This is a genomic window from Pseudomonas sp. S30 (genome assembly GCF_016518545.1).
Taxonomy (GTDB): Bacteria; Pseudomonadota; Gammaproteobacteria; order Pseudomonadales; family Pseudomonadaceae; genus Aquipseudomonas.
Window position 1 is genome coordinate 13,155 of sequence record NZ_JACVTO010000031.1, and the last position, 26,145, is coordinate 39,299.

Consider the following 26,145-nt stretch of genomic DNA (forward strand, 5'->3'; position numbering starts at 1 on the left):
TCAGGCTTCCTTCGGGGCCAGGTTCAGCAGGGCTTCGCGGGCCCGCTCCAGAAACGCCTGCTTGGATTCGTCCGGCAGCACGCGCAGGGGCTCGCCGAAACTCAGGGTGCACAGCAGCGGCAGCGGCAGGGCGCGCCCCTTGGGCATGACCCGGTTGAGGTTGGCGATCCATACCGGCACGACTTCGATCTGCGGTTGCGCCGCGGCCAGGTGGAACAGGCCGCTCTTGAATGGCAACAGCGGCTCGTCGCCCAGGTTGCGCGTGCCTTCCGGGAAGAAGATCAGCGAGTCGCCCTGGGCCAGGGCGTCGAGTGCCGGTTGCAGGGGATTGGCCTGCGCGTCGCTGCGTTGACGTTCGATGAGCACTCCGTCGAACACCTTGCGGATGATGAAGTCGCGCAGCCCAGGCTGGCGCCAGTAGTCGGCGCCAGCCACTGGCCGGGTACGGCGGCGCAAGGGCTCGGGCAGGGACGCCCAGAGCAGGACGAAGTCGCCGTGGCTGCTGTGGTTGGCGAAGTACAGCCGTTGAACCGGCTGCGGCGTGCAGCCCAGCCACAGGGCACGCGCCCCGGTGACCAGGCGCGCGGCGCAGGTGATGGCGAAAGCGGTGAGGGCGGGCAGCATGGCGGGGTTCATCCTGTGAAAGGCAAGGTCAGCAAGGCGATCAGGACCAGCAGCACTTGCAGTGCAAGGCACAGCCCCTGGCGCCGCAGCAGGGTCAGCGCTGCCTGGCTGCGGGTCGGCCAGTCGCGCGGGTCGCTGGGGCTGGCCTTGAGCTTGAGGTCGAAAAGCGCCTGGTCCAGTGAGCGGGTGTCCGCTTCCAGCTGAGTGCTATTGGCCAGGCGCGCGAACAGATCGGCGTCCAGCGACACCCGCAAGGCCCAGTATTTGTGGGCAACGCCTGACAGCAGCAGCAGGGCGCACAGCAGGGCGCTCGACGCCTGAACGGCCAGCCCCAGTAGCGGTGCCAGACCGTAGACGACAGCGAGCAGGGTGAGTGCATCGGACCCGCGCTCCAGCTGTCGGCCGCGAGCGAGCAGCGCCGCGACCAGGTGCAGGTTCATGATTGGCCTCCCAGGCGTGACAGGGCCAGGCGATGCTCGGCGCGCAGCACCACGTGCGGTCGGGCCTGGCGAATCAGGGCCTCGGCGTGATCCACGTCGAGGCAGCGTCCACTCTGGATCAGCCAGGCGGCGACGGCGCTGGCGCTGCGCGAATAGCCCAGTGCGCAACAGACCAGCAATGGGCCGCGGCTGCGCAGGCGTTCGATACTGGCAGCCGCCTCGCGCAGCACCTCGGGCGTCGGTGCGATCAGATCCAGGCACGGCAGGCTGGTGCAGGCGGCCGAGGACGCGGGGATGGACAATTCCGCGCTCAGGTCCACGATCGCGGCGAAGCGTGCGGCCTGGCTGCGGCTCGGCAGCCGCCCCAGGTGAACGCCCTCCCAGACCTCATCGGGCTGGGGATGGCGCCAGGTCCACAGGCGTGAGTTGAGCCAGGCACCGAGCCGGTAGGGTGCCAGGAGCCACTGCACGGCGTTGGACGATTGGCCACTGGCATTCTTCTGAAAGCCTGCGGCGCCGAAGAGTGAGTAATTGAGTGCCACCATGAGCAGGGACACTGCCGGCCATAACAGCCATAACCCGTAACCGCCAAGGTGCAGCGTCAGCCCGGCACACAGCAGGGCGCCCAAGGCATAGCCCAGCGCGATCCGCCAGCGTCGGCGGTCCCGCGCCAGCCTGGCTTGGGTCAGGGGCAGCGGCCCCTGCGCCGGCCACAACCAGACGCACAGCAGACCGACCAGTGCGCCAGTGGGTACATCGATGAAGTGGTGCTGCCAGGTGGTCAGTACCGAGACCCCGATCAACCCCATCCAGCCGTGCACGATCAAGCGCCAGCCCGAGCGGGCCGTGTGCCGAGCGAACATCGTCCAGATTATCACCAGCAGTGCGATATGCAGCGAAGGCGCCTGGTTGTAGGGCTTGTCGAAGCCCATCAACACCTCGAACAGCCAGCCGAACACACCGCCGAGCTCCGGGCGCTCGAAGGTGAAGCGCAGCGGCCACAGCAGAAAACAGGCGACGCTGATGCACTGTGCCGTCAGTAATGCCAGGGCATGGCGGTCCATCTCTCGACGCGTGTTCGGCAGCAGGAAGGACAAACCGTACAGCAGGTCGATCGACCAGTAGGGCAGTATGGTCCACGGCCACAATGGCACGTGCCGCTCCCAGTCGAACACCAGGGTGCCGATGTCGTCGCGACCGGCCGTGTAGCTGTTGGCCAGACCGTAGCTGAGAAAGAACAGCGGCCCGAGCAGCAACAGCCACAGCACACCGCGCCGGATGAGCCCGGCCTCGCGGGTCATCAGCGTACCCGCTGGGCCAGGCTGACGCTGAAGATGCCCCAAGGGTCGATGCGTTGGGTGATCTTGCGAAAGCCCGCCGCCTCCACCAGTTGGTCCATCTCCACCTGGCTGCGCCGACGCATCACCCAGGCATCGCCGCCGCGATGGCTGGTGAGGGCGCGGGCGATCATCTCCAGTTGCGGGTGCCAGGGCTGGCCGGTATAGACCAGATAACCGTCGTCCTCGATCGCGTCGGCCAATCCTGCCAGGGAATTGCCCACCAGCGTGTTGCTGGTGAACAATTCGTAGAGACCGGACACCACCGCCAGGCTCGGACGCGGATCGAGGCTGGCCAGGCTCTGACGGTCGAAGGCGTCGCCCTGCACGAAACGGGCGATCTCGCCCAGGCCCTTCTCCTCGATGAGCGCGGTGCCCTGGCGCACGTTCAGCTCGCTGTAGTCGCGCAGCAGTATCGAGTCCGGCAAGTGCGTCTGCAGGGCGTCGAGGATGTAGCGACCGTGGCCGGCGGCGATGTCGACGATATGCACCGCTCGGCCCTGCTCGCGCAGCGCAGCGATGGCCAGGCGCAGCAGCTCCTCGACATGCAGCTTGCGCTGGCGGATACCCCGCCAGCCGATGGCGTCCAGATAGTTGCGGTCGATCAGCCGACCCAGGCGGCCCTTGCCCCGGGCCTGGTCGCGGTAGACGTAGTCCAGTGTGCTGCCCGAATCGAAACCGCTGTCCAGGCCCAGCGCCACCCCTTCGGACAGCCCTCTGACCAGCCGCAGACCTGCGCGATAGCCGCGCCAGTACAGCGCTCCAAGCGAGTGGCGCGGCAAGGGCGCGGCCAGGGACTCGGCCTCGGCGCAGCTGGCGCCGACGCGATCGGCATCGAGCTGCGAGAGAGGGGGCAGCGGCGCGTCGAAGCACTGGCCGATGAAGCGTTCGATGCGCGCCAGGGCATGGGCACGGTCACGCTCGCCCAGGGTGTCGTGGAAAAATCCCGGCAGTACGTGCATCTCCTTGCGCACGCTTCCCAGACGCTCGAAGAAGCGCACCTGGGGCCCGCGCTCCACCACGAAGTCCGCGCCGGACACCAGCAACTGCACCGGCAACTGGATCGCCTGGGCATCGGCCACTACGCGGTCGGCGGCCTCGTACAGGCCCAGCAGCACGTTCGCCGAAATGGGCCGGCTGATCAACGGGTCGGCCGTGTAGGAGGCGATGCGTTCAGGGTCATGGGTCAGCAGCCGCGGCTTGACGTAGCTGTTGACGAAGAAGTTGCCCCGCATGGCCTTGAGCAGCTTCAGGCCCGGTCGGGCGAACGGTACGTAGAGCTTGACCTTGAACGCCGGCGAGGCCAGCACCAGGCAGCGCACCTTGGGCGCGTAGTCGTGCGCCCAGGTCGCCACCAGCACGGCGCCGACACTTTGCGCCAGCACCACCATGTCGGTCTCGGCGATACCGTGGCGGGCCTGGAGGTGTTCGATGAACGTCTGTACGTCGCGCACGCTGGTGGCGAAGCTCGGGCTGTCGCCCCGCGCCCCCGGCGACAGCCCGTGGCCACGGGCGTCCCAGGCGAACAGGTCGTAGCCGGGCAGATCCAGCTCGTCGGCCAGGTGCGCCAGGCGTCCGCCATGTTCGTGGCCACGGTGAAACATCACCAGTGCGCGGCGCGGCTGATGCTCGTTGCGGGTGGCCGGCCAGTGCCGGTAGTGCAGCTGCACGCCGTCGTGGGTGCAGAAGTGCAGCGATTGCGCTTGGCGCATGGCGAAGGTCCTTGTCCGGCGGCAGGGGCGTTAGCGGGTCTCGGCCAGACCGTGGCGCACCCGGTTGTAGAGGGTATAGAGCGACAGCGCGAGAATCACCAGCAGCAGGCCATCGATCCAGGCGCCCGGCAGCAGGTTCAGGGCGACGCCCGTGCCCAGCAGGCCGAAGGCGAAGGCACGGTCGCTCTTGCCCATGGGGCCGTCGTAGCGCCGCGAGGCCCCGACCAGCGGGCCCATCACCCCGGCATATTCGCTGACGATCGCCAGCACCACCACCAGCACCACCAGCGTGGGCGACACGCCGGCCAGCATCGCGAAGGGCAGGTACAGCGCGGCGTCGGCGATCACGTCGCACAACTCGTTGAGATAGCCGCCCAGCACCGATTGCTGGGCGAATTCACGGGCCAGCATGCCGTCCACCGCGTTGAGCGCCATGCGCAGCAGCATCCAGATCGGCACCAGGATGAACAGCCCGGTGTGCGCCGGCAGCATGGCCAGCAACACGCCCAGCAGCACCGACACCACTGCGGCGGCGAGCGTTACCTGGTTGGCCGTTACGCCGCGCTCGTGCAGGCGCTGCACCGAAGGGCGCAGCAAGGCCTGGAAGCGGGGTTTGAGCTGGTAGATGGACGGCACGGCGAACTCCTTTTCCTGGTGCGATTTGGAGCTGATTGTGGGGATAGAGTTCGCCGTGCGGCAAGGGGAGGGGTCTGCATTTTGGACGTCTTCACGTCCCACGATTCGTGCTTGGCTGCGACTACCGGCGCATCGGCTCATCGGCTGGCGGAGGAAGGGCTGAGCATCTCGACCCACTGCAAATCGAAATCACGCGCCAGGTAATCCATGCGCTTCTCGAAGAAGGCGGCCATGTGCGGCAAGGCGCTGTGGGCATCCAGGGCGTGCTGGTCGGCCCAGACTTCGAAGAACACGAACAGGCTCGGATCGTCCCGGTCGCGCAGCATGTGATATTCGAGGCAACCGGCCTCTTGGCGGCTGGACTCGACATGGGTACGAAACAGCGCTTCGAACTCCGCCGATTTTTCCGGGCGGGTCGTGGCTTTCAGAATGAAGGCGATGGGGAGGGTCATGAGCAGCTCCTGGCAAAAGGGTAGGGTGATGTTAAGGCAACGATCGCTCGATCATTCGTGACTCTCGGGCAAAGGCGTTTTGCGGGAGATCGACTGTTTCCGGCCGCGCAAGGCGCTTAACCTGCCGCCATTCAGACAGCATTCACGAGGCGTTTACGATGAAGAAGATTCTGCTGCTCAATGGCGGTAAACAGTTCGCCCACTCCGAGGGACAGCTCAACGCGACCCTGCACCAGGCCGCCATGGCATATCTTGCCCAGGCAGGTTTCGACGTGCAGCAGACCTTCATCGATGGGGGGTACGACCTGGAAGAAGAGGTGGGCAAGTTTCTCTGGGCCGATGCCGTGATCTACCAGATGCCCGGCTGGTGGATGGGGGCGCCGTGGACCGTCAAGCGGTACCTGGACGAAGTCTTCACCGCCGGACATGGCAGCTTGTATGCCAGCGATGGTCGAAGCCGCTCCGACGCCTCGCGCCGCTACGGCAGTGGTGGACTGTTGCATGGCAAGCGCTACATGATTTCGGCCACCTGGAACGCGCCACAGGAGGCCTTCGACGATCCTGCCGATTTCTTCGAAGGCAAGGGTGTGGACGCGGTGTATTTCCCGTTCCACAAAGCCAACCAGTTCCTGGGCATGGAAGGGCTGCCCACCTTCCTGGCGACCGATGTGATGAAGCGACCCGATGTCCCGGCAGCGGTGGCGGCATACCAGGCACACCTGGGCGCTGTCTTCGGCGAGCCTGCATGAGTGGGTCGCCCCACGATCACCCCCCGCCCGCGGGTGAGGACGCCAGCTGCGCCCTTGCGCGATCCGACGGCAGTGGCTACTAATCTGCCTACCACCCACTCATCCCCAGGCCCACGCGTGAAGACCCGATCTGAAGAGCTCCAGGCGTTCGTCGCCGTCATCGACTGTGGGTCCATTTCCGCCGCCGCCGAGCAGATGGGCCAGACGCCGTCGGCGCTCAGCCGCACGCTGTCGCGCCTGGAGGCCAAGCTGGGCACTACCCTGGTCAACCGCACCACTCGGCGCATGGACCTGACCGAGGAGGGCCGCTTCTTTCTCGAACGGGCGCGGCAGGTCCTGGCGCAGATGAACGATCTGGAGGAGCGTCTGGCGATGAAGCGCGAAACCCCCAGCGGGCGCCTGCGCATCAATGCCGCCTCACCCTTCATGCTGCATGCCATCGTGCCGTGGATCGGCGAGTTCCGCCGGCAGTACCCCGGCATCACTCTGGAGCTGAACACCGACGACCTGATCATCGACCTGCTCGAGCACGGCACCGATGTGGCCATCCGCATCGGCGAGCTGGCCGATTCCAGCCTGCATGCCCGCGCCCTCGGCTGCAGCCCCCTGCTGATCCTGGCCAGCCCGCAGTACCTGGCGCGCCGTGGCGTGCCAGAAAGCGTGGAAGCACTGAGCCAACACACGCTGCTGGGTTTCAGCGCCCCCGAGAGCCTGAACCAATGGCCCTTGCGCCACGCCCAGGGCGACAACTGGCCGATCCGGCCGGGACTCAGCGCCTCCAGCGGCGAGACGCTGCGTCAGTTGGCACTGGCCGGAGAGGGCGTCGTCTGCCTGTCGCACTTCATGACCCACGAGGACATTCGCAGCGGCCGCCTGCAGGTGGTGCTGGCCGACGCCAACAACGGCTATCGCCAGCCGATCAATGCGGTGTACTACCGCAACACCCAACTGGCGCTGCGCATCCAGTGCTTCCTGGATTTCATCCAGGTCAAGCTGTCGCGCTACGCCTGCTGAGTTATCCGAACGCGACACGCGTGCCCAGGGACGTCCCGTCCGCCGATCCTCGATTGCCTGATCGCGATCCTTGCGCCATAAATGGACGCTCGACAAGAACGACTAAGGAAGCGTCATGCGTATCGTCCTGTTCCAGTCCGTGGCCCTCGGGGCCCTGATCCTGAGCGGCTCCCCGGCCTACGCCGCCGTACTCGAAGGAGGCGCGGTGGCAGCGCCGGACCAATACGGCGCGCAGGTCGCCGCCGACATTCTCAAGAAGGGTGGCAACGCGGTGGACGCCGCCGTTGCCACGGCCTTCACCCTGGCCGTCACCTATCCCGAAGCCGGCAACATCGGCGGCGGCGGTTTCATGACCCTGTTCGTCGACGGCAAAGCCTATTTCCTCGACTACCGCGAGGTCGCGCCCAAGGCCGCCAGCAAGACCATGTACCTGAACGACAAGGGCGAGGTGATCGACAACCTCAGCCTGGTCGGCGCTCGCGCTGCCGGTGTGCCGGGTACGGTCATGGGGCTGTGGGAGGCGCACCAGAAGTTCGGCAAGCTGCCCTGGAGCGAACTGCTCACGCCTGCAATCGGCTATGCGCAAAATGGCTTCAAGATCGCCCAGAAGCAGTACCAGTATCGCGACGATGCCCAGGGCCTGTTCAAGACCGCCACCAACTTCAACGATTATTTCGGCCAGATGAAGGTCGGTGAGCTGTTCAAGCAGCCGGAGCTGGCGCAGACCCTCGAGCGCATCGCCGACAAGGGCGTGAGCGAGTTCTACCAGGGCAAGACCGCCGACCTGCTGGTGGCGCAGATGAAGGCCGACAAGGGCCTGATCAGCCACGAGGACCTGAAGGACTACAAGGCTCTCTGGCGCGATCCGATCGCCATCAACTGGCGTGGCAACGTGGTGTATACGGCACCGCCACCCAGTTCCGGCGGCGTAGCCCTGGCGCAGCTGCTGGGTATCAAGGAGGACCGCGCGGCGGACTTCAAGGGTGTGGCGCACAACTCTGCGCAATACATTCACCTGCTGGCCGAGATCGAGAAACGTGTGTTCGCCGACCGCGCCGACTACCTGGGCGATCCGGGCTTCACTCAGGTGCCGGTCGACCAACTGATGGCCAAGGACTACCTGGCCAAGCGCGCCGCGCAGGTGAACCCGACCGCCATTTCCGCCACCGACCAGGTCAAGCCCGGGTTGGAGCCGCACCAGACCACGCATTTCTCCATCGTCGACAAGCAGGGTAATGCGGTGAGCAATACCTACACCCTCAACCTGGACTACGGCAGTGGCGTGGTGGTCAAGGGCGCAGGCTTCCTGCTCAACGACGAGATGGACGACTTCAGCGCCAAGCCAGGGACGGCGAACGTCTTCGGGGTGGTCGGCGGCGATGCCAATGCCATCGCGCCGGGCAAGCGCATGCTGTCGTCGATGAGCCCGACCCTGGTCACCCGCGACGGTAAAGTCACGCTGGTGCTGGGCACGCCTGGCGGATCACGGATCTTCACCTCGATCTTCCAGGTGATGAACAACCTGTACGACTACGGCATGCCGCTGGAAAAAGCAGTGGCGGCGCAGCGGGTGCATCATCAGTTGCTGCCCAAGGACACGATCTACTACGACAGCTATGCGCCGCTGAAGGGGCAGGTCGCCGATGAGCTCAAGCAGAAGGGCTATGTGCTGGAGGACCAGCGTTGGGAGATGGGCGACGTGCAGGCGATCCGCGTCGATGGCCAGCGCCTGGAGACGGCTTCGGATCCGCGTGGACGCGGCATGGGTCAAGTGGTGAAGTGACGGCGAAGGCGAGGGGCGGCGTGGTCTCGAACCGCGCGTCCCACTCTGGGTGAAAGCCTATTCCAGAAATCGCCCGAGGCCCATCGCGGATCGACCTGCGATGGGTTCAGGCTGTTACGGGCTCACGCCAGCCGCAACTTGCGCCGTGTCACAGATCAGCTGTGGCGCCCTGGACCGGTCCTGGCACGGGGCCAACCGCCGCGGCTTTCGCAGCGGCAGGCTCGGCACTCACACGCGGAAGTGGCTGACCATGGTCTGCAACTGACCGCCCAGGCGCGCCAGCTCGACCGTGGAGGCGGCGGTTTCCTCGCTGGCTGCGGCCGTCTGTTCCGAGACATCGCGCACGTTGAGGATGCTGCGGCTGATTTCCTCGGCCACCGCGCTCTGCTGCTCGGCGGCCGCGGCGATCTGCTGGTTCATCGACTGGATACCCGAGACCGTGCTGGTGATGCTCGCCAGTGAGTCACCGGCTTTGCGTGCCAGCTCCACGCTGCTGTCGGTGAGGGTACGGCTGCCGAGCATGGCATTGGCCACCTGCTGAGTGCCGTCCTGCAGGCTGGCGATCAATGTCTCGATTTCCTCGGTGGACTTCTGCGTGCGCTGGGCCAGGCCGCGTACTTCGTCGGCGACCACCGCGAATCCGCGTCCGGCTTCCCCGGCACGCGCGGCTTCGATGGCGGCGTTCAATGCCAGCAGGTTGGTCTGCTCGGCGACCGACTTGATCACGTCCATCACGCTGCCGATCTTCTGGCTTTCCTGCTGCAGCAGGTTCATCGCCTCGCTGGAACGGTGCACCTCACTGGCCAGGCGCTCGATCTGGCCGATGGCCTCGCCGACCACCTTGTCGCCAGCACGGGCCTGATCGTCGGCCTGGGTGGCGGCATGGGAAGCCTGCTCGGCATTGCGGGCCACTTCCTGCACGGTGGCGGCCATCTCATGCATGGCGGTGGCCACCTGATCGGTTTCGACCTTCTGGCTGTTCACGCCGGCGCTGGTCTGCTCGGTCACGGCCGACAGCTCTTCGGCGGCGCTGGCGATCTGGGTGACGCCGTCGCGAATGCCGCCGATCAGGTCGCGCAGGGTGGTGCCCATGCGCGCGATGCCTTGTTGCAGCACGCCGAGCTCGTCGCGGCGGGTCACCTGAAGGTTCTGCGTCAGGTCGCCGCTGGCGATGCGCTCCACCACGTCCAAGGTCTCGCGCAGCGGACGGGTGATCTGCCGGGTGATGACCACGGCCGCCAGCACGCCGAACAGCAAGGCCAACAGTGTGGCACCGATCTGCAGAGTACGGGCTTCGCTGCTTTCGGCGTCGCGACGGTCGAGCTGGATCTTGTACAACTCGTCGCTGACCTTGACGATGTCGGCGCCCTGAACGGTCATTTCCTGACGAGCCACGGCGATCTGCGTGGTCGCGGCGCGCAGTTGGCCCACGGCCTCGCCATAGGCGCGCACGGCAGTCTCGAACGGCTGGATGCCAGCCGCATCGTTGGTCAACTGACGCTTGAGCCCGTCGATTTCGCCCAAGGTCTGCTCCAACTGGCGCAACATGACCTGTTCGGTCGCGTCGCTGGAGCTGCTGATGTAGTCGCGCATGTTCAGGCGCAACTGCGTCAATTGCTGGCGCGCCTTGCTGATCGCGAGATACTGTTGAAGCCGTACGGTATCGCCGTCCTCTCGGGCCAACACGGTCTGACTCAAGGCCTCGATGGCGGTCACGGCGGCAGCGGCGCTCTGGTCCAGCGTCTGGCGAGCGCTCAGCAGCACTTTGTAGCCGGCGCGCATCTTGTCCAGCGAAACGCGGTAATCGGCGATGGTCTTGCCCAGTTCGCGAAGCAACTTGAGGTTTTCAGGGCTCTTGAACGTGGATTCCAGGCGTTGCTGCTGGGCGGCGAAGGTGTCGAGCTTGGCCAGAGTAGTGGCCGCCGAGGCGTCGTCGCCGTTGGCGATCATGTACTGAAGGCGGGCCACCCGCAGGTTGGTGAGGTCGATGTTCAGCCGAGTGATGTCGCTCATCCAGTTGCTGCGGTTGATCATGCCGCCCAGGCTCGTCCAACTCGCCAGGGCCAGTAGACCGGTCAGCAAAAGAACCAGGCCGAAGCCCAGTCCGAGTTTGAGGTTCACGCTCTTGTCGGCAAACCATCTGTTCATGCACGCTCTCCAGAAAAATATAATGATGCAAAGATTTCACGTGGCTGGGCGTTGTTGTTTTAGAGGGCCAGCTTGGATCCATCTTTATCGGCAGCGTGCGCGCTGGCTGAAACATTTTTGAAGGCGAACATCACCCAATGGTCGTATTGCGTGCCGAGCAAGCGCCGAGACGCCCCAGCTGGGGCGTTCAGAGATCGCGGGTGCCGAATGTATCGCAGCGGTTCAGGTCGCCACTGCCAAAGCCGGTCTTGAACCAGCGCACACGTTGCGCTGAGGTGCCGTGGGTGAACGAGTCCGGCACCACACGGCCTCGGCCCTGCTGCTGGAGTCGATCGTCACCGATGGCGTTAGCCGCGTTCAGCGCTTCTTCCACATCGCCCGGCTCCAGCCAGTTCAGGCGCTTCTGCGCCTGGTAGGCCCATACGCCGGCCAGGCAGTCGGCCTGCAGTTCCTGGCGCACCAACAGCCCATTGTCGCCCTCCATCCGCTGGCCACTGCGCCGCGCGGCATCGACCTTGGCCGACACCCCGAGCAGGGTCTGCACATGGTGGCCAATCTCGTGGGCGATGACGTAGGCCTGGGCGAAGTCCCCGGCCGCGGCGAAGCGGGTTTCCATTTCGCGGAAGAACGACATGTCGAGGTACACGCGCTGGTCGGCGGGGCAATAGAAGGGGCCGACCGCCGAAGAGGCGAAGCCGCAGGCGGAATTGACCTGGCCGCTGAACAGCACCAGCTTGGGGTCGCGGTACTGCTGGCCGGCCTGGGCGAACAGCGCCTTCCAGGTGTCCTCGGTGTCGCCCAGGATCGAGGCGACGAACTGCGCCTGTTCGTCGTTGGCTGGCGGCGCCTTGCTCGTGGTGGCGCTGGGCGCCGCCTGCTGTTGCTGCACCTGCCCGGACAACTGGCCGAGGATCTGCAATGGGTCCTGGCCGGTCAGCCAGCCGATACCGACGATCAGCAGCACCGCACCGATGCCCAGGCCCTTGCCGCCGCCGAAGCGCATGCCGCCGCCCCCACCGCCGCCGCCGCCGCGTGCGTCGACCACGTTGTCGCTGCGTCGGCCTTTTCGCCAATCCATAGTTAGTTTCTCCGCTGTGAAGGGGCAGTGCATGCAGGATAGTTCAGCGCTTGAGAGCCGGTGAGTCGATCGAAAGTTGCATAACCAAACGGTTATGTCTGTGGGTGAAGGTTTCAATAGGCCGGGCTCGCTCCCTGCCGGACACTGTCGGTCCGCCTGCCACGCCCGGGCGGACTGGAGGCTGGCAAGCCCCAGTATTTTATTTCCAGGCCCATAATTCCAAGAGAGGAAAACGGCATGCCCGCCCAGGACACCCGCCGCTTCGTGATCCGTGATCGCAACTGGCACCCCAAGGCCCTCACTCCCGACTACAAGACGTCCATCGCTCGCTCGCCGCGCCAGGCGCTGGTCAGCATCCCCCAATCGATCAGCGAAACCAGCGGCCCGGATTTTTCCCACCTGCGCTTGGGCGAACATGACCACGACCTGCTGCTGAACTTCGACCACGGTGGCCTGCCGATCGGCGAGCGCATCATCGTCGCCGGGCGCGTGGTCGATCAGTACGGCAAGCCGGTAGCCAATACCCTGGTGGAAATGTGGCAGGCCAACGCGGGCGGTCGCTATCGGCACAAGAACGATCGCTACCTGGCGCCGCTGGACCCGAATTTCGGTGGCGTCGGCCGCTGCCTGACCGACCGCGATGGCTACTACAGCTTCCGCACCATCAAGCCCGGTCCGTACCCCTGGCGCAACGGGCCGAACGACTGGCGCCCGGCGCACATCCACTTCTCCATCAGCGGGCCGGCCATCGCCACCAAGCTGATCACCCAACTGTACTTCGAAGGCGACCCGCTGATCCCGCTGTGCCCGATCGTCAAGTCCATCGCCAATCCGGATGCGGTTCAGCGACTGATCGCACGCCTGGACATGAGCCACGCCAACCCCATGGATTGCCTGGCCTATCGCTTCGACATCGTCCTGCGCGGCCAGCGCCAGACCCACTTCGAAAACCGCTGAGGAGCGCCGTCATGCCCATCGAACTGCTGCCGGAAACCCCTTCGCAGACCGCCGGCCCCTACGTGCACATCGGCCTGGCCCTGGAAGCGGCCGGCAACCCGACCCGCGAGCAGGAAATCTGGAGTCGCCTCGCGCGTCCTGAAGCGCCGGGCGAGCACATTGTGCTGATCGGTCATGTCTACGACGGTAATGGCCATCTGGTGCGCGACTCGTTCCTGGAGCTCTGGCAGGCCGACGCCGAGGGGCGGTACCAGGACGACTTCGACCTGGAACGACCCTTCAACAGCTTCGGCCGCACCGCCACGACCTTCGATGCGGGCGAATGGACGGTGCAGACGGTCAAGCCGGGCGTGGTGAACAATGCCGCCGGCGTGCCCATGGCCCCGCACATCAACATCAGCCTCTTCGCACGGGGCATCAACATTCATCTGCATACGCGGCTGTATTTCGAGGATGAAGCCGAGGCCAATGCCAAGTGCCCGGTACTCAACCTGATCGAGCAACCGCAGCGACGGGAAACCCTGATCGCCAGGCGCTGCGAAGTGGACGGCAAGAAAGCCTACCGCTTCGACATGCGTATCCAGGGGGAAGGGGAGACGGTGTTCTTCGACTTCTGAATGCAAGGGGGGGCCGCGCGATGCGGCCCCCCTTGCATTCAGCCCTTGACCGGCTTGAGGTCGAAGGCATCGGCCTGATGCTGGAACAGCAGGCAATCGGCCGCCGGGGTGCAGCCGCTCTCGTGCACCAGGTCGGCCGGCAGCTTGTAGTAGGCCCCTGCCGGATACTCGACGCGCTTGCCGTCGATGACCGCATAGAAGGTGCCGGCCAGCACGACGGTCGGCAGGGCCTGGGTATGCTGGTGCAGGCCGTTGTCGGTGCCTTTCCTGAATTTTACATAGGCCGAATACGGCCCCTTGCCGAAGATGTCGCCCTCGACGTTGGCGTAGCTGACGGCTTCCTGGGTGTTGGGCACCACTTGCCATTTCAGTGCAGCGTTGTCCGGTACCGAGACCAGTGCTGTGTCACCCGCATAGCCAGTGCCTGCCAGAGCGCAAAGGCTGAGGCTCGCCAGGAATTTGTGCAGGGTATTCATGGGAAGTCTCCTTCGCCCTAGTAAGTGAGGGAGCGAAGGTAAGGCACATGATCGTTAGGAGCCGTAGGCAAATTCCGAGGGTTTATGCGTTTATTCAGCGCGTATAGGCTGCCTGATCCCTTCGCACCTGCACGCCCGGCTCGAGCCCGGTACCGATGTGCCGGGTGCTCGAAGCCAGCGCTCAGCGTCGCACCAGCAACACGCCGCTTTCCATGTGATGGGTATAGGGGAACTGGTCGAACAGCGCACAGCGCTCCACCCGATGGGTGTCCTGCAACTGGGCGATATTCTGCGCCAGTGTTTGCGGATTGCAGGAAATGTAGAGGATGCGCTCGAAGCGTCGGGTCAGCTCGCAGGTGTCCGGGTCCATGCCGGCGCGCGGCGGATCGACGAAGACGGTGCCGAAGTCGTAGCGCTTCAGGTCGACGCCTTCGAGGCGGCGGAAGGGTCGCACACCATTCAACGCCTGGGTCAACTCCTCGGCCGACAGGCGTACCAGGCGCACGTTGTCGATGCCGTTCTCGTCCAGGTTGTGCAACGCGGCGTTCACCGAAGTCTTGCTGATCTCCGTGGCCAGCACCTGGCGGGCACGGGTGGCCAGCGGCAGGGTGAAGTTGCCGTTGCCGCAGTACAGCTCCAGCAGGTCGTCGTCGCGCTGCCCCATGGCCTCGCAGGCCCAGGCCAGCATCTTCTGGTTCACGGCGCCGTTGGGTTGGGTGAAGGCGCCCTCTGGCTGGCGATAGGTGAACGTACGGCCGGCGATCGCCAGCGATTCCACGGCGTAGTCACGGCCGATCACCACCCGTTTGCCCTTGGAGCGGCCGATGACGCTGACCTCCAGTTCGCCTGCCAGTTGCCGTGCAGCGGCCTCCCACGCGTCGTCCAGCGGGCGGTGGTAGCACAGGGTGACCATCGCATCGCCCGCCAGGGTGGTCAGGAATTCCACCTGGAACAGCCGGTTGCTCAGGTCCTCGTTGGCCTGCCAGGCCGCCTTGAGCCGGGGCATCAGGGCATTGATGCGCTGGCTGGCGATGGGGAAATCGTCGATCAGGATCGCCTTGTGTTTTTCGCCCGGGGCGAACATGGCGTAATGACGCTGGCCCTCCTCGCGCCACAGGCGGAATTCGGCGCGCAGCCGATAGTGCTCGCGCGGCGACTCGAACACATCCGGGGCAGGGGCGGCGAACGGCGTCAGCAGCGCGTTCAGGCGCTCGACCTTGGCCTGCAGTTGGGCGGTGTATTGCGACGGGTCGAAGACAGCACTCATGCGTTGAACCAGCCCAGCTTGATGACGAACAGGATGGACAGGATCACCAGCGCCGGGTTGAGGTCGTGGCGACGACCGGACAGCAGCTTGATGACGGTCCAGGCGATGAAGCCGAAGGCGATGCCGTTGGCGATGGAGTAGGTCAGCGGCATGGCCAGGGCGGTGACCACCACCGGTGCCGCCTCGGTGATGTCGTCCCAGTTGATCTCGGCCAGTCCCGAGGCCATCAGCACCGCGACGAACAGCAGGGCAGGCGCCGTGGCGAAGGCGGGCACGCTGCCGGCCAGGGGAGCGAAGAACAGCGCGAGCAGGAACAACACCGCCACCACGATGGCGGTCAGGCCGGTGCGGCCACCGGCACTCACCCCGGCAGCGGACTCGATGTAGCTGGTGGTGGTCGAGGTGCCCAGCAGCGAGCCGGCCATGGCGGCGGTGCTGTCGGCGATCAGCGCCCGGCCCATCTTCGGCATGTGGCCGTCCTTGCCCATCAGCCCGGCACGCTTGGCCACGCCGATCAAGGTGCCGGAGTTGTCGAACAGGTCGACGAACAGGAAGGCGAAGATCACGCTGACCAGACCGACGTCCAGCGCCCCCTTGATGTCCAGTTGCAGGAAGGTCGGCGCCAGCGATGGTGGCAGCGAAACCACGCCGGCGAACGGGCTGGCGCCGATCAGGATGGACACCACGGTCACCGCGAGGATGCCGATCAGCACCGCACCGCGCACCTTCAGTGCCTCCAGGGCGACGATCAGGAAGAAGCCCAGGGTCGCCAGGATCGGTGCTGGCTGGCGCAGATCGCCCAGGCCCACCAGGGTGGCCGGGTTATCCACCACGATACCGGCGTTGTGCAGGGCGATCAGCGCCAGGAACAGGCCGATACCGGCGGCGATGGCCGAACGCAGCGGCAGCGGAATGCTGTTCACGATCCATTCGCGGATGCGCAGGATCGACAGGATGAAGAACAGCACCGCCGAGATGAACACCGCACCCAGCGCCACCTGCCAGGTATGCCCCATGTGCAGGACCACGGTATAGGTGAAGAAGGCGTTCAGCCCCATGCCTGGGGCCAGCGCGATCGGATAGTTGGCGATCATGCCCATGATCACCGAGCCAATCGCGGCGGCCAGGCAGGTGGCGACGAACAGGGCGCCTTTGTCCATGCCGGTCTCGCCGAGGATGCTCGGGTTCACGAACAGGATGTAGGCCATGGCCAGGAAGGTGGTGACGCCCGCGAGGATCTCGGTGCGCACGTTGGTGTTGTGTGCCTTGAGTTGAAACAGCCTTTCCAGCATGCCTGCTCCCGTGGCGCCGCGGCGCCGTGAATGTGTTCGACCTCAACAGCAAAGCACAGACCGTACCGAGTGCCGTGGTTTTGCGTGGGGTGCGAAAAAGCCGCGCATCATACCAGCATGGGCAGCGGTGGCCTATGGCTGTCGGGCGGCTGTGTCGAGCGTGGGGCGCAGCGCTTCGCAGGCCGGTGGTCGGGATGGCTCAATCGCTGTGCATGCGGTCGCGACGGGCGAGGGAAGGGAACAGTTTCATCCACACCCCGGTGACCACCAGCGTGCCCAAGCCGCCCAACACCACGGCCGGGACTGTGCCAAACCAGTGCGCGGTGACGCCGGATTCGAACTCCCCGAGCTGATTCGAGGCACCGATGAACAGGCCATTGACCGCGCTGACGCGGCCGCGCATCTCGTCCGGCGTCTCCAGTTGCACGAAGGCGCTGCGGATCACCATGCTGATCATGTCCGCCGCACCCAGCACCACCAGTACCGCCAGGGAGAACCAGAACGAGGTCGACAGGCCGAAGGCGATGGTCGCGACGCCGAAGACCCCCACGGCGGTGAACATGGTCAGCCCGACCTTGCGCTCCACCGGGAAGCGCGCGAGCCACAGCGACATCAGCAGCGCGCCCACTGCTGGCGCCGAGCGCAACAGGCCCAGTCCCCAGGGGCCGGTGAGCAGAATGTCCCTGGCGAACACCGGCAGCAGCGCGGTGGCGCCGCCGAGCAGCACGGCGAACAGGTCCAGGGAGATGGCGCCGAGGATGTCGGGACGGCTGCGGATGAAGCGAATACCCGCCAGCAGCGAATCCAGGCTAGCGCGGCCCGTCTGCGGTGTCTGGCGACGCGCGTCGAGGCTGAGCGTCAGCAGGCAGGCAATGGCGTACAACGCCACCGTCGGGCCATACACCCAGACGCTGCCGAAGGCATAAAGCAGACCGCCGAACGCCGGCGCGACGATGGTCGCGGCCTGGGTCGCCGATGCCGAGGCGGCGACGGCGCGGGGGAACAGCGTCGGCGGCACCACATTGGGCAGCAGCGCCTGGGTGGCCGGCATTTCGAACGCACGGGTGGCACCCAGCAGGAATGCCAGCAGGAAGATCAGTTCGCGGCTCACGCTGTCGGTGGCGCTGCCCAGCGCCAGGGCCAGGGCGATCAGCCCCTGAAGGCTCTGACACAGTGCGGCGACCTTGCGCCGGTCGTAACGGTCGGCCACATGCCCGGTGTGCAGCATGAACAGCACGCGCGGCGCGAACTCCACCAGGCCCACCAGGCCGAGGTCGAGCACGTTGCCGGTGAGCTGGTACAGATGCCAACCGATGGCGACGGTGAGCATCTGGAAACCACTGGCGGTGAACACCCGCGCCAGCCAGAAGGCGATGAACGGACGGTGGTGACGCAGCAACAGCGGTGCGGAGTCTGACATCGGTGGGCTACGTCTTCGAAGGAGGAAGTTAGCAGCCTATCATTTACTTGTAACAAAGAGTTGCAAGTCGCGCGGTGGCCGCGCCCGAGTTGACCGGCGGCGCTGCGGCAGGCGTCGCGCCGCCGCCGTGCTCATCCAGCGGTATCCCTTCGCCACTGTCTTACACGCGTCGCGCCCGGGTCACCCTGTCCACCAGGTACACCAGGCCGTGATAGTCGATCCCACTGTGGTCCGACAACCCGATCTCGCAGGTGCGGCTGGTGGAAATCCCTTCACTGCACTGCTGCACCGCCTGCTTCAGGTCTCGCAGTGCGTGAGCATTGAGCTGCGGTGTGGTGAAGCCCTTGTCACCGGCGAACCCGCAGCAGTGGATGCCCTCGGGCACCACCACCTGTTTGCTGCATCGGCGTACCAGGTCGATCAGCGCCTGGCTTTCCCCCAGATGTTGGGTGCTGCACGTCACATGCACCGCCACCGGCTGGTCTTGCGGGGTGAACTCCAGTTTGTCGAGCAGGTGCATGCGGATGAAGCGCACCGGGTCGTACAGGTCCAGGCGACTGTCTCCCAGATCCTGCACCAAGCGCAGGGTACAGGGGCTGGTGTCGCAGTAGATCGGGTCGATGCCGCCGCGGCTGGCGTGCAGCAGTGCGGCGAGCAACTCCTGGCGTTTGTGCTCGGCCTGCGCGGTGTAGCCCTTGGAGGCGAAAGGCTGACCGCAGCACAGGCTGTCGGCCTGGTCGGGGAACACCACCTGGTAACCGGCTTTTTCCAGCAGCGCGTAGGTCTTGTCCAGCAAGGACGTGCGCTCGCGGTCAGCATAGGCCGGCCCCATCACCCGCGACACGCAGGCGGCCAGATAGACCACGCGAGGGCGTGCATCCAGGCGGGCCGCATGGATGGCGATCGGCTCGAGCGGTTGTGGCAGGGCCGGCGTCCATCGCGGCAGGCGGTCGCCGCTGAGCGTGCGCAACCCACTGCTCAGGCGTGCCAGCCGTGGCGCGCCCAGCAGCCTGCGCGCGCCATCGGCGACGGCCAGCGTCAGGCGCGCAGCGCGCAGTACCCCGTGGAAATGCTCGGCCACCCAGGCGGCGCTTTTCGGTTGGCCGGCGGCCTGGGCGCGCAGTTTCTTCACCAGGTCCCCGGTATTGATGCCCACCGGACAGCGCTGCGCACACAGGCCGGTCGCTGCGCAGGTGTCGATGCCCTGGTACTGGTAGGTGCGCCTCAACTCGCGGGTGTCGATGCCCGCGCGCTCCTTGGCCTGGATGTCCCGCCACATGACGATGCGCTGGCGGGGGCTCAAGGTCAGCCCTCTGGACGGGCACACGGGTTCGCAGAACCCGCACTCGATGCATTTGTCGACGATCTCGTCCGCCGCCGGCAGCGGCTTCAGGTGCTTGAGGTGGATCGCCGGATCATCGCTGAGCACCACGTCGGGATTGAGGATGCCTTGCGGATCGAGCAGTCGCTTGAGCTGCCACATCAGCCGGTAGGCGTCCTGGCCCCACTCCAGCTCGACGAAAGGCGCCATGTTGCGGCCTGTGCCGTGCTCGGCCTTGAGCGAGCCACCGAACTCCACGGCCACCAACTGCGCGACATCCTCCATGAACGCCTGGTAGCGGGCGATCTCGGCAGCGCTGTTGAAACCCTGGGTGAAGACGAAATGCAGATTGCCTTCCAGCGCGTGGCCGAAAATGATCGCTTCGTCGTAGCGGTGCTTGTCGAACAGCTGGATCAACCGGTTCACGCCCTCGGCGAGCTGCTCCACGGGGAAGGTCACGTCCTCGATGATCACCGTGGTGCCGGTCTGGCGGACTGCGCCCACTGCGGGGAAGGTGTCCTTGCGGATCTTCCACAGCAGGTTGTACACGGCCGGATCCTCGCTGAAATCGACCTGCTGTTCCAGCGCGAAGCCGTCCAGGGCGCTCATCACCTGGGCCAGCTGCTCGTGCAGCAGCCCCTGAATCGCAGCGCGCGACTCGATCAGCAGGGCGCAGGCACCGTCCGACAAGCCCTGAACCCATGCCGGCATGCCTGGCATTCCCTGCACCGAGCGCAGGCTGCGGCGGTCCAGCAGCTCCACGGCCGAAACCGGTTGGCGCTTGAGCACCGTGACCGCACGGCAGCAGCTTTCCACGCTGGGGAACACCAGCAGCGCGCTGGCCTTGTGCGGGTGGTCAGGTACCGTGTGATAGGTCACCGCGCTGATGAAGCCCAATGTGCCCTCGGAACCCACCAGCAGGTGTTGCAGGATGTCCAGCGGCGCGTCGTAGTCCACCAGTGCATTGAGCGACAGACCGGTGGTGTTCTTCAGTCGGTATTTGTGACGGATGCGCTCGGCCAGCGACAGGTTGGCCCGGGTTTCGCGGCCCAGGCGGGCCAATTCCTCCAGCAGGGGCGCATGGCTGCGCTCGAAGGCCGCCACACTGGCCGGCTCCTCGCTGTCCAGGCAGGTGCCGTCGGCCAGCACCAGGCGCAAGCCCGCCAGGGTGTGGTAGGTGTTCTGCGCGGTGCCGCAGCACATGCCGCTGGCGTTGTTGGCGACGATGCCGCCGATCTTGCAGGCATTGATCGACGCCGGGTCGGGACCGATCTTGCGGCCATAGGGCGCCAACCAGGCATTGGCCTGGGCGCCGATCACCCCCGGTTGCAGACGGATCTGCTCGCCTTGATTGCGGATCTCGCGGCCGTTCCAGCGATCACCCAGCACGATCAGCACCGAATCGCTGAGGGCCTGACCCGACAGGCTCGTACCGGCCGCGCGAAAGGTGATCGCCACGCGCTCGCGTGCGGCCAGGCGGATCAGCCCGACCACCTCGTCCTCGGACTCCACGCGCACCACCAGCTTGGGGATCAGGCGATAGAAGCTGGCGTCGGTGCCGAAGGCCAGGGTCGAGGTCGGGTCGTCGAATCGACGATCGGCGGGTATCAGGCGCTCGACATCACGGACGAACGCGGCGGGTAGACTCATGCACTCTCCTCACGGGGCCGACGCGTCTGCTGCGCGAGGTGCCCCAGGCTTGACGGGCTCTATGATGCAGGGTTCAGGCGCCCAGTTCGCGGACCAGCGAATCGCGGGTGATCTCACCGACGCGCTTGGTCCCGGTCAGGACCATGGCCACGCGCATCTCTTTCTCGAACAGTTCCAGCAGATTCTTCACCCCGGCCTGGCCGTGAACTGCCAGGGCCCACAGGAAGGCGCGGCCGATCAGCACGCTGTCGGCGCCCAGGGCGATCATGCGCACCACGTCCAGGCCGCTGCGGATACCCGAATCGGCGAGGATCTTCAGCTCGCCCTTCACCGCGTCGGCGATCGCCGGCAAGGCGCGGGCGCTGGACAGCACGCCGTCGAGCTGGCGGCCGCCATGGTTGGACACGACGATGCCATCGGCGCCGAAGCGCACCGCATCGCGGGCGTCGTCGGCATCGAGAATGCCCTTGATGATCATCGGTCCGTCCCAGAATTCGCGAATCCACTCCAGGTCCTTCCAGGAAATCGACGGGTCGAAGTTGGCCGCCAGCCAGCCGATGTAATCGGCCAGTCCCGTGGGGTTGCCGCGGTAGGTGGAGATATTGCCCAGATCGTGCGGACGGCCCATTACGCCGACATCCCAGGCCCATCGTGGATGGACCATGGCCTGCAGCATGCGCCGCAGCGGGCCGTTCCTGCCGCTCATGCCCGAATGCGCGTCACGGTAGCGCGCGCCGGGTGTGGGCATGTCGACGGTGAATACCAGGGTTCTCACCCCGGCGGCCTTGGCCCGCTCCAACGCGTTGCGCATGAAGCCGCGGTCCTTGAGCACATAGAGCTGAAACCACATCGGCCGGTCGATCGCCGGTGCCACCTCTTCGATCGGGCACACCGAGACCGTCGACATCGTGAACGGGATACCGTGTGCCGCCGCGGCACGCGCAGCCTGCACCTCGCCACGCCTGGCGTACATGCCGGTGAGCCCGACCGGCGCCAGGGCGACCGGCATGCTGAGTTTTTCCCCGAACAGCTCGGTCTCAAGGCTCAGCTCGGACATGTTCTTCAGCACGCGCTGGCGCAGGGCGATGCTGGCCAGGTCCGAGACGTTGTGGCGCAGCGTGTGCTCGGCGTAGGCCCCACCGTCGGCGTAGTGGAAAAGGAACGGCGGCAGCTTGCGCTGCGCCGCGGCGCGATAGTCGGTGGAGGCGGAAATGATCATGGGATCTCGCAGCTTGGGTTGAAGGCGATGCCGGACACCTGCGCGTCCGGCCCCTTTCACTTTAGTGAGGAACCAGCATGCCGGTCAGCCAGTAGGCCTGGATCAGGGTGATCAGGCCCACGAGGGTGGCGAAGAACAGGCTGTGCTTGAGGGTGAAGCGGAACAGGTCCGATTCCTTGCCGACCAGCCCGGTGGCCGCGCAGGCCACGGCGATGGACTGGGGCGAGATCATCTTGCCGGTCACCCCGCCGCTGGTGTTGGCCGCCACCAGCAAGGTATCGCTGACGCCGATCTGATGTGCGGTGGTGGCCTGCAGCGAGCTGAACAGTGCATTGGACGAAGTATCGGAACCGGTGAGGAACACCCCCAGCCAGCCCAGGAACGGCGAGAAGAACGGGAACGCCGCGCCAGTGCCGGCCAGAACCAGCGCCAGCGTCGAGGACATGCCGGAGTAGTTGGTGACGAAGGCAAACGCCAGCACCATGCCGATCGACAGGATGGGCCAGCGCAATTCCCACAGTGTTTCCTTGAAAGTGGTCAGACCCGTTTTCGGCGAAATTTTCAGCACGGCCATCGACAGCAGTGCGGACAGGAAGATCGCCGTACCGGTAGCCGAGAGGGGGTCGAGCTTGAACACCGCCGGCATCGCAGTGGCCGTGGTTACGATCGGGGTGGTCTTGACCACCAGTTGATCCAGGTGCGGGATCGCGAAGTTGAAGACGAAGTCGTACATCGCGCCCCCGGAGGCGAACGCAGCCTTGAACGGCTTCAGGGTCCAGATCGTCACCAGTACGGTGAGGATCAGGAACGGCGACCAGGCCTTGAAGATAGCGCCGAAGCCGTAGGGCGTTGGCTGGCTACCCACAGGGACGACCACCGCTGCGCCGGCCCCACCTTCGACCTGGGTCAGCGAGCGCTTGGGTTGCCACACCTTGAGGAACAGGGTCAGGGCGATCAGGCTGGCCAGTGCGGAGGTGATGTCCGGCAACTCCGGTCCGATGAAATTGGAGGTGAAGTACTGGGTCACGGCGAAGCTCAGACCGGCGACCAGCGCGGCAGGCCAGGTCTCCTTCACGCCGCGCGTGCCATCCATCATGAACACCAACCAGAATGGCACGAACAGCGACAGCAGCGGCAGCTGGCGCCCGGTCATGGCGCCGATGTGAAACGCGTCGATGCCCGTCACCTGGCCCGCGACGATGATCGGGATGCCGAGGGCACCGAAGGCCACCGGCGCGGTGTTGGCGATCAGGCACAGACCGGCGGCGTACAAGGGGTTGAAGCCCAGGCCCACCAGCAGTGCTGCGGTGATGGCCACGGGGGCGCCGAAGCCGGCCGCACCTTCCAGGAACGCGCCGAAACAGAAGCCGATCAGCAGCACCTGCAGACGCTGATCATCGGTGATCGACAGCACCGAGCTGCGGATCACCTCGAACTGCCCGCTGTTGACCGTGAGTTTGTACAGGAACACCGCTGCCACGATGATCCAGGCGATGGGCCACAGGCCGTAGAGGAAGCCATAGCCGGCAGCGGCCAGGGCCATGTCCGCTGGCATCTGGAAGGCGAAGATCGCCACCAGGATCGACAGTACCAGAGTGATGCTGCCTGCCACGTGACCTTTGAGGCGGAACACGGCCAGCGCCAGGAAGAAGAACACGATGGGAACGACCGCCGCCAGTGCGGACAGCCCGAGGCTACCGAGTGGTGCGTAGAGTTGTTGCCAGGTTTGCATATGGGGTAACCCCTAATTGTTGTTGGTCAGCACTGGCATTGGATAATTGGTAAGACCAATTTACAATGGCTGACGGCTAGGTTAGAGGCCTTGCCAGGGATGTGTCAATTTGTCCCAGAAACGACTTTGGTCGCAGACCGACCGCAGGCATTGGTGCGTAGCCGCGCTGGGCTGTGGCTGATCGCCTTGAGCAGGCGCACAATAGACACCCCGCGATCGACCGCGGGGTCAGTGGAGAGCAGGTGATGGTGTTTGACCAGGTGCGCCAGCGGCGCTTGTCCGATGATATCGTCGATCGGCTGGAGGCGATGATTCTCGAAGGCACGCTGAGCGCGGGGCAGCGTCTGCCCGCCGAACGCGCCCTGGCCGAGCAGTTCGGCGTATCACGGCCCTCGCTGCGCGAGGCCATCCAGAAGCTGGTCGCCAAGGGCTTGCTCATCAGTCGTCAAGGCGGCGGCAACTATGTGGCCGAGTCTCTCGGCTCGACCTTCAGCGATCCCCTGCTGCTGTTGCTCGAGCGTAACCCTGAGGCCCAGCGTGATTTGCTGGAGTTTCGCCACACGCTGGAAGCGTCATGCGCCTTCTACGCGGCGCAGCGGGCGACCGAGCCCGACCGGGCGCGGCTCAAGGCAGCCTTCGACACGCTTCAGGATTGCTATGCCCGCCCAGGTGAAGTGAGTCGGGCGGAGGAGGGCGCGGCCGATGCGCGCTTCCACCTGGCGATTGCCGAGGCCAGCCATAATGCCGTGCTGCTGCACACCATCCGCGGTTTGTTCGACTTGCTCAAGCGCAACGTCGTCACCAATATCGGCGGCATGTACCAGCAGCGACCCGAAACCCGCGACATGCTCATCGCCCAGCACCGCGAGCTTTACCAGGCGATCGTCGAGGGACGAGCGGAGGATGCCCGGGAGATCTCCAGCCGCCACATCATCTATGTGCAGGAGGTGCTGGAGGAGGCGCGGCAACAGGCCCAGCGTGTCGCTCGGGCGGAGCGTCGCAGCGGGCGCTGATGGCAAGCCGGGGGCGGTGCTGGGCGGATTACTCTTCCTTGCCCTTGTTGCGTACGGCCCGTTGCAGCTCGCGGTTGGAGTCGCGCTCGCGCAGGGTGTCGCGCTTGTCGAACTCCTTCTTGCCCTTGCCCAGTGCGATCTCGCACTTGATCAGGTGCTTGCTCCAGTACAGCGCCAACGCCACGCAGGTGTAGCCTTTCTGCGCCACTGCAGCCTCCACGCGCTCGAGCTCGCGTTTGTTGAGCAGCAGCTTGCGCGTGCGTATCGGGTCGGCGATGACGTGGGTGCTGGCAGTGGTCAGCGGGGCGATGTGGCTGCCGAACAGCCAGGCTTCGCCATCCTTGAGCAGCACATAGCTGTCTGTCAGGTGCGCCTTGCCAGCCCGCAGGCTCTTTACTTCCCAACCGGACAGGACCAGTCCGGCCTCGAATTTGTGTTCGATGAAGTAATCGTGTCGCGCTTTCTTGTTCTGCGCGATGGTCCCGGTCGGATGTTTCTTTTGCTTAGCCATAGGGGCGGCATTATAGGCAGTCGTCGCGGCCTCTGGCTATGGGGTTCGGTATGCTTGAGCCGACAGGATGAATCCCGGACAATGCAGGAATAGTTCCCTTACAGGGAATCGTCCCGAAGCGCCGCGAGGTGCTGCCGCCCAGCCTGGAAGTGATGCCTGGATGACTACCCATATTCAACGCTCCGCCCTGCTGCCATACCCTGCCCAGGCGCTCTACGACCTGGTCAACGACGTGGCCAGCTACCCTGACTTTCTACCCTGGTGTTCGGATTCGACGGTGATCGAGTCCAGCGATACCGCCATGCGGGCGAAACTCGAGGTGGCCAAGGGCGGATTGAGCCAGCACTTCATCACGCGCAACGTGCTGGTGCCGGGGCAGTCGATCGAAATGAACCTGGAGGAAGGCCCTTTCACTCAGCTCAACGGTGTATGGGTGTTCAAGGCACTGGGCGAGAAAGCCTGCAAGATCAGCCTGGACCTGTCCTTCGACTATGCAGGCTCACTGGTGCGCGCGACCTTGGGGCCGCTGTTCAACCAGGCCGCGAACACTCTGGTCGACGCCTTCTGCCAGCGGGCCAAGGAGCTGTACGGCTAGCTGCATGCCGTTCCATCGCATGCAGCGCCCATGAAAAAGCCCGGACTGGATCCGTAATGCTGTTCACTTAAGCGGAGCAGCCTTACGATCCACCGGATACCG

At 65.4% G+C, this 26,145-nt stretch carries 22 protein-coding genes and 2 pseudogenes; 7 read left to right on the plus strand and 17 right to left on the minus strand.

Features of this window, described 5'->3' with window-relative positions; all coding sequences use genetic code 11:
- From IAE34_RS23240 to IAE34_RS23265, 6 genes are all read right to left on the minus strand, one after another.
- Positions 1 to 624 (minus strand): lysophospholipid acyltransferase family protein, encoded by a 624-nt coding sequence (locus tag IAE34_RS23240; protein ID WP_200141301.1) that lies wholly within the window; start codon positions 622 to 624, stop codon positions 1 to 3.
- Between the two features lie 8 nt (positions 625 to 632).
- On the minus strand, positions 633 to 1,064 hold the full coding sequence (locus IAE34_RS23245; RefSeq protein ID WP_200141302.1) for a hypothetical protein: 432 nt from the start codon (positions 1,062 to 1,064) through the stop codon (positions 633 to 635).
- Positions 1,061 to 2,365: a phosphatase PAP2/dual specificity phosphatase family protein gene (locus IAE34_RS23250; RefSeq protein WP_200141303.1), complete on the minus strand. Its 1,305-nt coding sequence runs from the start codon at positions 2,363 to 2,365 to the stop codon at positions 1,061 to 1,063. The genes IAE34_RS23245 and IAE34_RS23250 overlap by 4 nt, the downstream gene beginning before the upstream one ends.
- Positions 2,365 to 4,113 (minus strand): bifunctional alpha/beta hydrolase/class I SAM-dependent methyltransferase, encoded by a 1,749-nt coding sequence (locus IAE34_RS23255; protein ID WP_200141304.1) that lies wholly within the window; start codon positions 4,111 to 4,113, stop codon positions 2,365 to 2,367. The genes IAE34_RS23250 and IAE34_RS23255 overlap by 1 nt, the downstream gene beginning before the upstream one ends.
- A 30-nt stretch (positions 4,114 to 4,143) precedes the next feature.
- A complete protein-coding gene (locus tag IAE34_RS23260) occupies positions 4,144 to 4,749 on the minus strand; it encodes a CDP-alcohol phosphatidyltransferase family protein (RefSeq protein WP_200141305.1) in 606 nt (201 codons plus the stop codon).
- A 137-nt stretch (positions 4,750 to 4,886) separates the two neighbouring features.
- The gene (locus IAE34_RS23265) at positions 4,887 to 5,201 is read right to left on the minus strand and encodes a putative quinol monooxygenase (protein ID WP_200141306.1); all 315 of its coding nucleotides are present in this window, start codon (positions 5,199 to 5,201) and stop codon (positions 4,887 to 4,889) included.
- 158 nt (positions 5,202 to 5,359) lie between these two features.
- Here IAE34_RS23265 and IAE34_RS23270 point away from each other — a divergent pair, with 158 nt between their 5' ends.
- From IAE34_RS23270 to ggt, 3 genes are all read left to right on the plus strand, one after another.
- On the plus strand, positions 5,360 to 5,950 hold the full coding sequence (locus IAE34_RS23270) for an NAD(P)H-dependent oxidoreductase (RefSeq protein ID WP_200141307.1): 591 nt from the start codon (positions 5,360 to 5,362) through the stop codon (positions 5,948 to 5,950).
- Between the two features lie 117 nt (positions 5,951 to 6,067).
- The gene (locus IAE34_RS23275) at positions 6,068 to 6,964 is read left to right on the plus strand and encodes a LysR substrate-binding domain-containing protein (RefSeq protein ID WP_200141308.1); all 897 of its coding nucleotides are present in this window, start codon (positions 6,068 to 6,070) and stop codon (positions 6,962 to 6,964) included.
- A gap of 115 nt (positions 6,965 to 7,079) precedes the next feature.
- Positions 7,080 to 8,747, plus strand: coding sequence for a gamma-glutamyltransferase (gene ggt, locus IAE34_RS23280; RefSeq protein ID WP_200141309.1), 1,668 nt, complete (start codon positions 7,080 to 7,082; stop codon positions 8,745 to 8,747).
- Positions 8,748 to 9,097: 350 nt separating this feature from the next.
- Here the strand turns inward: ggt and IAE34_RS24835 are convergent.
- The 3 genes and pseudogenes from IAE34_RS24835 to ypfJ form a co-directional block, all read right to left on the minus strand.
- Positions 9,098 to 9,839, minus strand: a pseudogene (locus IAE34_RS24835) (methyl-accepting chemotaxis protein); the annotation flags it as partial.
- 39 nt (positions 9,840 to 9,878) lie between these two features.
- A pseudogene (locus tag IAE34_RS24840) lies at positions 9,879 to 10,895 on the minus strand (methyl-accepting chemotaxis protein); the annotation flags it as partial.
- A 187-nt stretch (positions 10,896 to 11,082) separates the two neighbouring features.
- Positions 11,083 to 11,973, minus strand: coding sequence for a KPN_02809 family neutral zinc metallopeptidase (ypfJ, locus tag IAE34_RS23290; RefSeq protein WP_200141311.1), 891 nt, complete (start codon positions 11,971 to 11,973; stop codon positions 11,083 to 11,085).
- 237 nt (positions 11,974 to 12,210) lie between these two features.
- Between ypfJ and pcaH the strand changes: the two genes are divergently transcribed.
- Positions 12,211 to 12,930, plus strand: a complete 720-nt coding sequence (pcaH, locus tag IAE34_RS23295) for a protocatechuate 3,4-dioxygenase subunit beta (protein ID WP_200141312.1) — start codon at positions 12,211 to 12,213, stop codon at positions 12,928 to 12,930.
- A gap of 11 nt (positions 12,931 to 12,941) precedes the next feature.
- Complete coding sequence (gene pcaG, locus IAE34_RS23300; RefSeq protein ID WP_200141313.1) at positions 12,942 to 13,547, plus strand: protocatechuate 3,4-dioxygenase subunit alpha; 606 nt, start codon at positions 12,942 to 12,944, stop codon at positions 13,545 to 13,547.
- A gap of 38 nt (positions 13,548 to 13,585) precedes the next feature.
- Here the strand turns inward: pcaG and IAE34_RS23305 are convergent, their stop codons facing one another.
- The 7 genes from IAE34_RS23305 to IAE34_RS23335 form a co-directional block, all read right to left on the minus strand.
- Positions 13,586 to 14,023: a cupin domain-containing protein gene (locus IAE34_RS23305; protein WP_200141314.1), complete on the minus strand. Its 438-nt coding sequence runs from the start codon at positions 14,021 to 14,023 to the stop codon at positions 13,586 to 13,588.
- Between the two features lie 181 nt (positions 14,024 to 14,204).
- Complete coding sequence (gene trmA, locus IAE34_RS23310; protein ID WP_200141315.1) at positions 14,205 to 15,290, minus strand: tRNA (uridine(54)-C5)-methyltransferase TrmA; 1,086 nt, start codon at positions 15,288 to 15,290, stop codon at positions 14,205 to 14,207.
- Entirely contained in the window at positions 15,287 to 16,582 is a 1,296-nt protein-coding gene (locus tag IAE34_RS23315; RefSeq protein ID WP_200141316.1) for an NCS2 family permease, read from the minus strand. Before IAE34_RS23315 ends, trmA begins: the two co-directional genes overlap by 4 nt.
- Positions 16,583 to 16,781: 199 nt before the next feature.
- Complete coding sequence (locus tag IAE34_RS23320; RefSeq protein ID WP_200141317.1) at positions 16,782 to 18,002, minus strand: MFS transporter; 1,221 nt, start codon at positions 18,000 to 18,002, stop codon at positions 16,782 to 16,784.
- 160 nt (positions 18,003 to 18,162) lie between these two features.
- Entirely contained in the window at positions 18,163 to 20,973 is a 2,811-nt protein-coding gene (locus tag IAE34_RS23325) for an FAD-binding and (Fe-S)-binding domain-containing protein (protein WP_200141318.1), read from the minus strand.
- A gap of 73 nt (positions 20,974 to 21,046) precedes the next feature.
- The gene (lldD, locus tag IAE34_RS23330) at positions 21,047 to 22,192 is read right to left on the minus strand and encodes an FMN-dependent L-lactate dehydrogenase LldD (RefSeq protein WP_200141319.1); all 1,146 of its coding nucleotides are present in this window, start codon (positions 22,190 to 22,192) and stop codon (positions 21,047 to 21,049) included.
- A 61-nt stretch (positions 22,193 to 22,253) separates the two neighbouring features.
- Entirely contained in the window at positions 22,254 to 23,924 is a 1,671-nt protein-coding gene (locus tag IAE34_RS23335; protein WP_200141320.1) for a lactate permease LctP family transporter, read from the minus strand.
- A gap of 245 nt (positions 23,925 to 24,169) precedes the next feature.
- On the opposite strand from IAE34_RS23335, the gene IAE34_RS23340 reads away from it, so the two are divergent.
- Positions 24,170 to 24,937, plus strand: a complete 768-nt coding sequence (locus IAE34_RS23340) for an FCD domain-containing protein (protein WP_200141321.1) — start codon at positions 24,170 to 24,172, stop codon at positions 24,935 to 24,937.
- Positions 24,938 to 24,965: 28 nt separating this feature from the next.
- Here IAE34_RS23340 and smpB read toward each other — a convergent pair whose 3' ends face one another.
- Positions 24,966 to 25,448: an SsrA-binding protein SmpB gene (smpB, locus tag IAE34_RS23345; RefSeq protein ID WP_200141322.1), complete on the minus strand. Its 483-nt coding sequence runs from the start codon at positions 25,446 to 25,448 to the stop codon at positions 24,966 to 24,968.
- Positions 25,449 to 25,608: 160 nt separating this feature from the next.
- Between smpB and IAE34_RS23350 the strand changes: the two genes are divergently transcribed.
- Positions 25,609 to 26,043 carry a type II toxin-antitoxin system RatA family toxin gene (locus tag IAE34_RS23350; RefSeq protein ID WP_200141323.1) on the plus strand — a complete coding sequence of 145 codons (435 nt, stop codon included), beginning with the start codon at positions 25,609 to 25,611 and terminating at the stop codon, positions 26,041 to 26,043.
- Positions 26,044 to 26,145: the final 102 nt, after the last annotated feature.

Coding starts and splice junctions, on each gene's coding strand:
- IAE34_RS23255 (WP_200141304.1), bottom strand. CDS start 4,113: ATGCGCCAAGCGCAATCGCTGCACTTCTGCACCCACGACGGCGTGCAG.
- pcaG (WP_200141313.1), top strand. CDS start 12,942: ATGCCCATCGAACTGCTGCCGGAAACCCCTTCGCAGACCGCCGGCCCC.
- trmA (WP_200141315.1), bottom strand. CDS start 15,290: ATGAGTGCTGTCTTCGACCCGTCGCAATACACCGCCCAACTGCAGGCC.
- IAE34_RS23250 (WP_200141303.1), bottom strand. CDS start 2,365: ATGACCCGCGAGGCCGGGCTCATCCGGCGCGGTGTGCTGTGGCTGTTG.
- lldD (WP_200141319.1), bottom strand. CDS start 22,192: ATGATCATTTCCGCCTCCACCGACTATCGCGCCGCGGCGCAGCGCAAG.
- IAE34_RS23315 (WP_200141316.1), bottom strand. CDS start 16,582: ATGCTGGAAAGGCTGTTTCAACTCAAGGCACACAACACCAACGTGCGC.
- IAE34_RS23320 (WP_200141317.1), bottom strand. CDS start 18,002: ATGTCAGACTCCGCACCGCTGTTGCTGCGTCACCACCGTCCGTTCATC.
- IAE34_RS23340 (WP_200141321.1), top strand. CDS start 24,170: ATGGTGTTTGACCAGGTGCGCCAGCGGCGCTTGTCCGATGATATCGTC.
- smpB (WP_200141322.1), bottom strand. CDS start 25,448: ATGGCTAAGCAAAAGAAACATCCGACCGGGACCATCGCGCAGAACAAG.
- pcaH (WP_200141312.1), top strand. CDS start 12,211: ATGCCCGCCCAGGACACCCGCCGCTTCGTGATCCGTGATCGCAACTGG.
- IAE34_RS23305 (WP_200141314.1), bottom strand. CDS start 14,023: ATGAATACCCTGCACAAATTCCTGGCGAGCCTCAGCCTTTGCGCTCTG.
- IAE34_RS23240 (WP_200141301.1), bottom strand. CDS start 624: ATGCTGCCCGCCCTCACCGCTTTCGCCATCACCTGCGCCGCGCGCCTG.
- IAE34_RS23350 (WP_200141323.1), top strand. CDS start 25,609: ATGACTACCCATATTCAACGCTCCGCCCTGCTGCCATACCCTGCCCAG.
- IAE34_RS23270 (WP_200141307.1), top strand. CDS start 5,360: ATGAAGAAGATTCTGCTGCTCAATGGCGGTAAACAGTTCGCCCACTCC.
- IAE34_RS23325 (WP_200141318.1), bottom strand. CDS start 20,973: ATGAGTCTACCCGCCGCGTTCGTCCGTGATGTCGAGCGCCTGATACCC.
- IAE34_RS23245 (WP_200141302.1), bottom strand. CDS start 1,064: ATGAACCTGCACCTGGTCGCGGCGCTGCTCGCTCGCGGCCGACAGCTG.
- ypfJ (WP_200141311.1), bottom strand. CDS start 11,973: ATGGATTGGCGAAAAGGCCGACGCAGCGACAACGTGGTCGACGCACGC.
- IAE34_RS23265 (WP_200141306.1), bottom strand. CDS start 5,201: ATGACCCTCCCCATCGCCTTCATTCTGAAAGCCACGACCCGCCCGGAA.
- ggt (WP_200141309.1), top strand. CDS start 7,080: ATGCGTATCGTCCTGTTCCAGTCCGTGGCCCTCGGGGCCCTGATCCTG.
- IAE34_RS23335 (WP_200141320.1), bottom strand. CDS start 23,924: ATGCAAACCTGGCAACAACTCTACGCACCACTCGGTAGCCTCGGGCTG.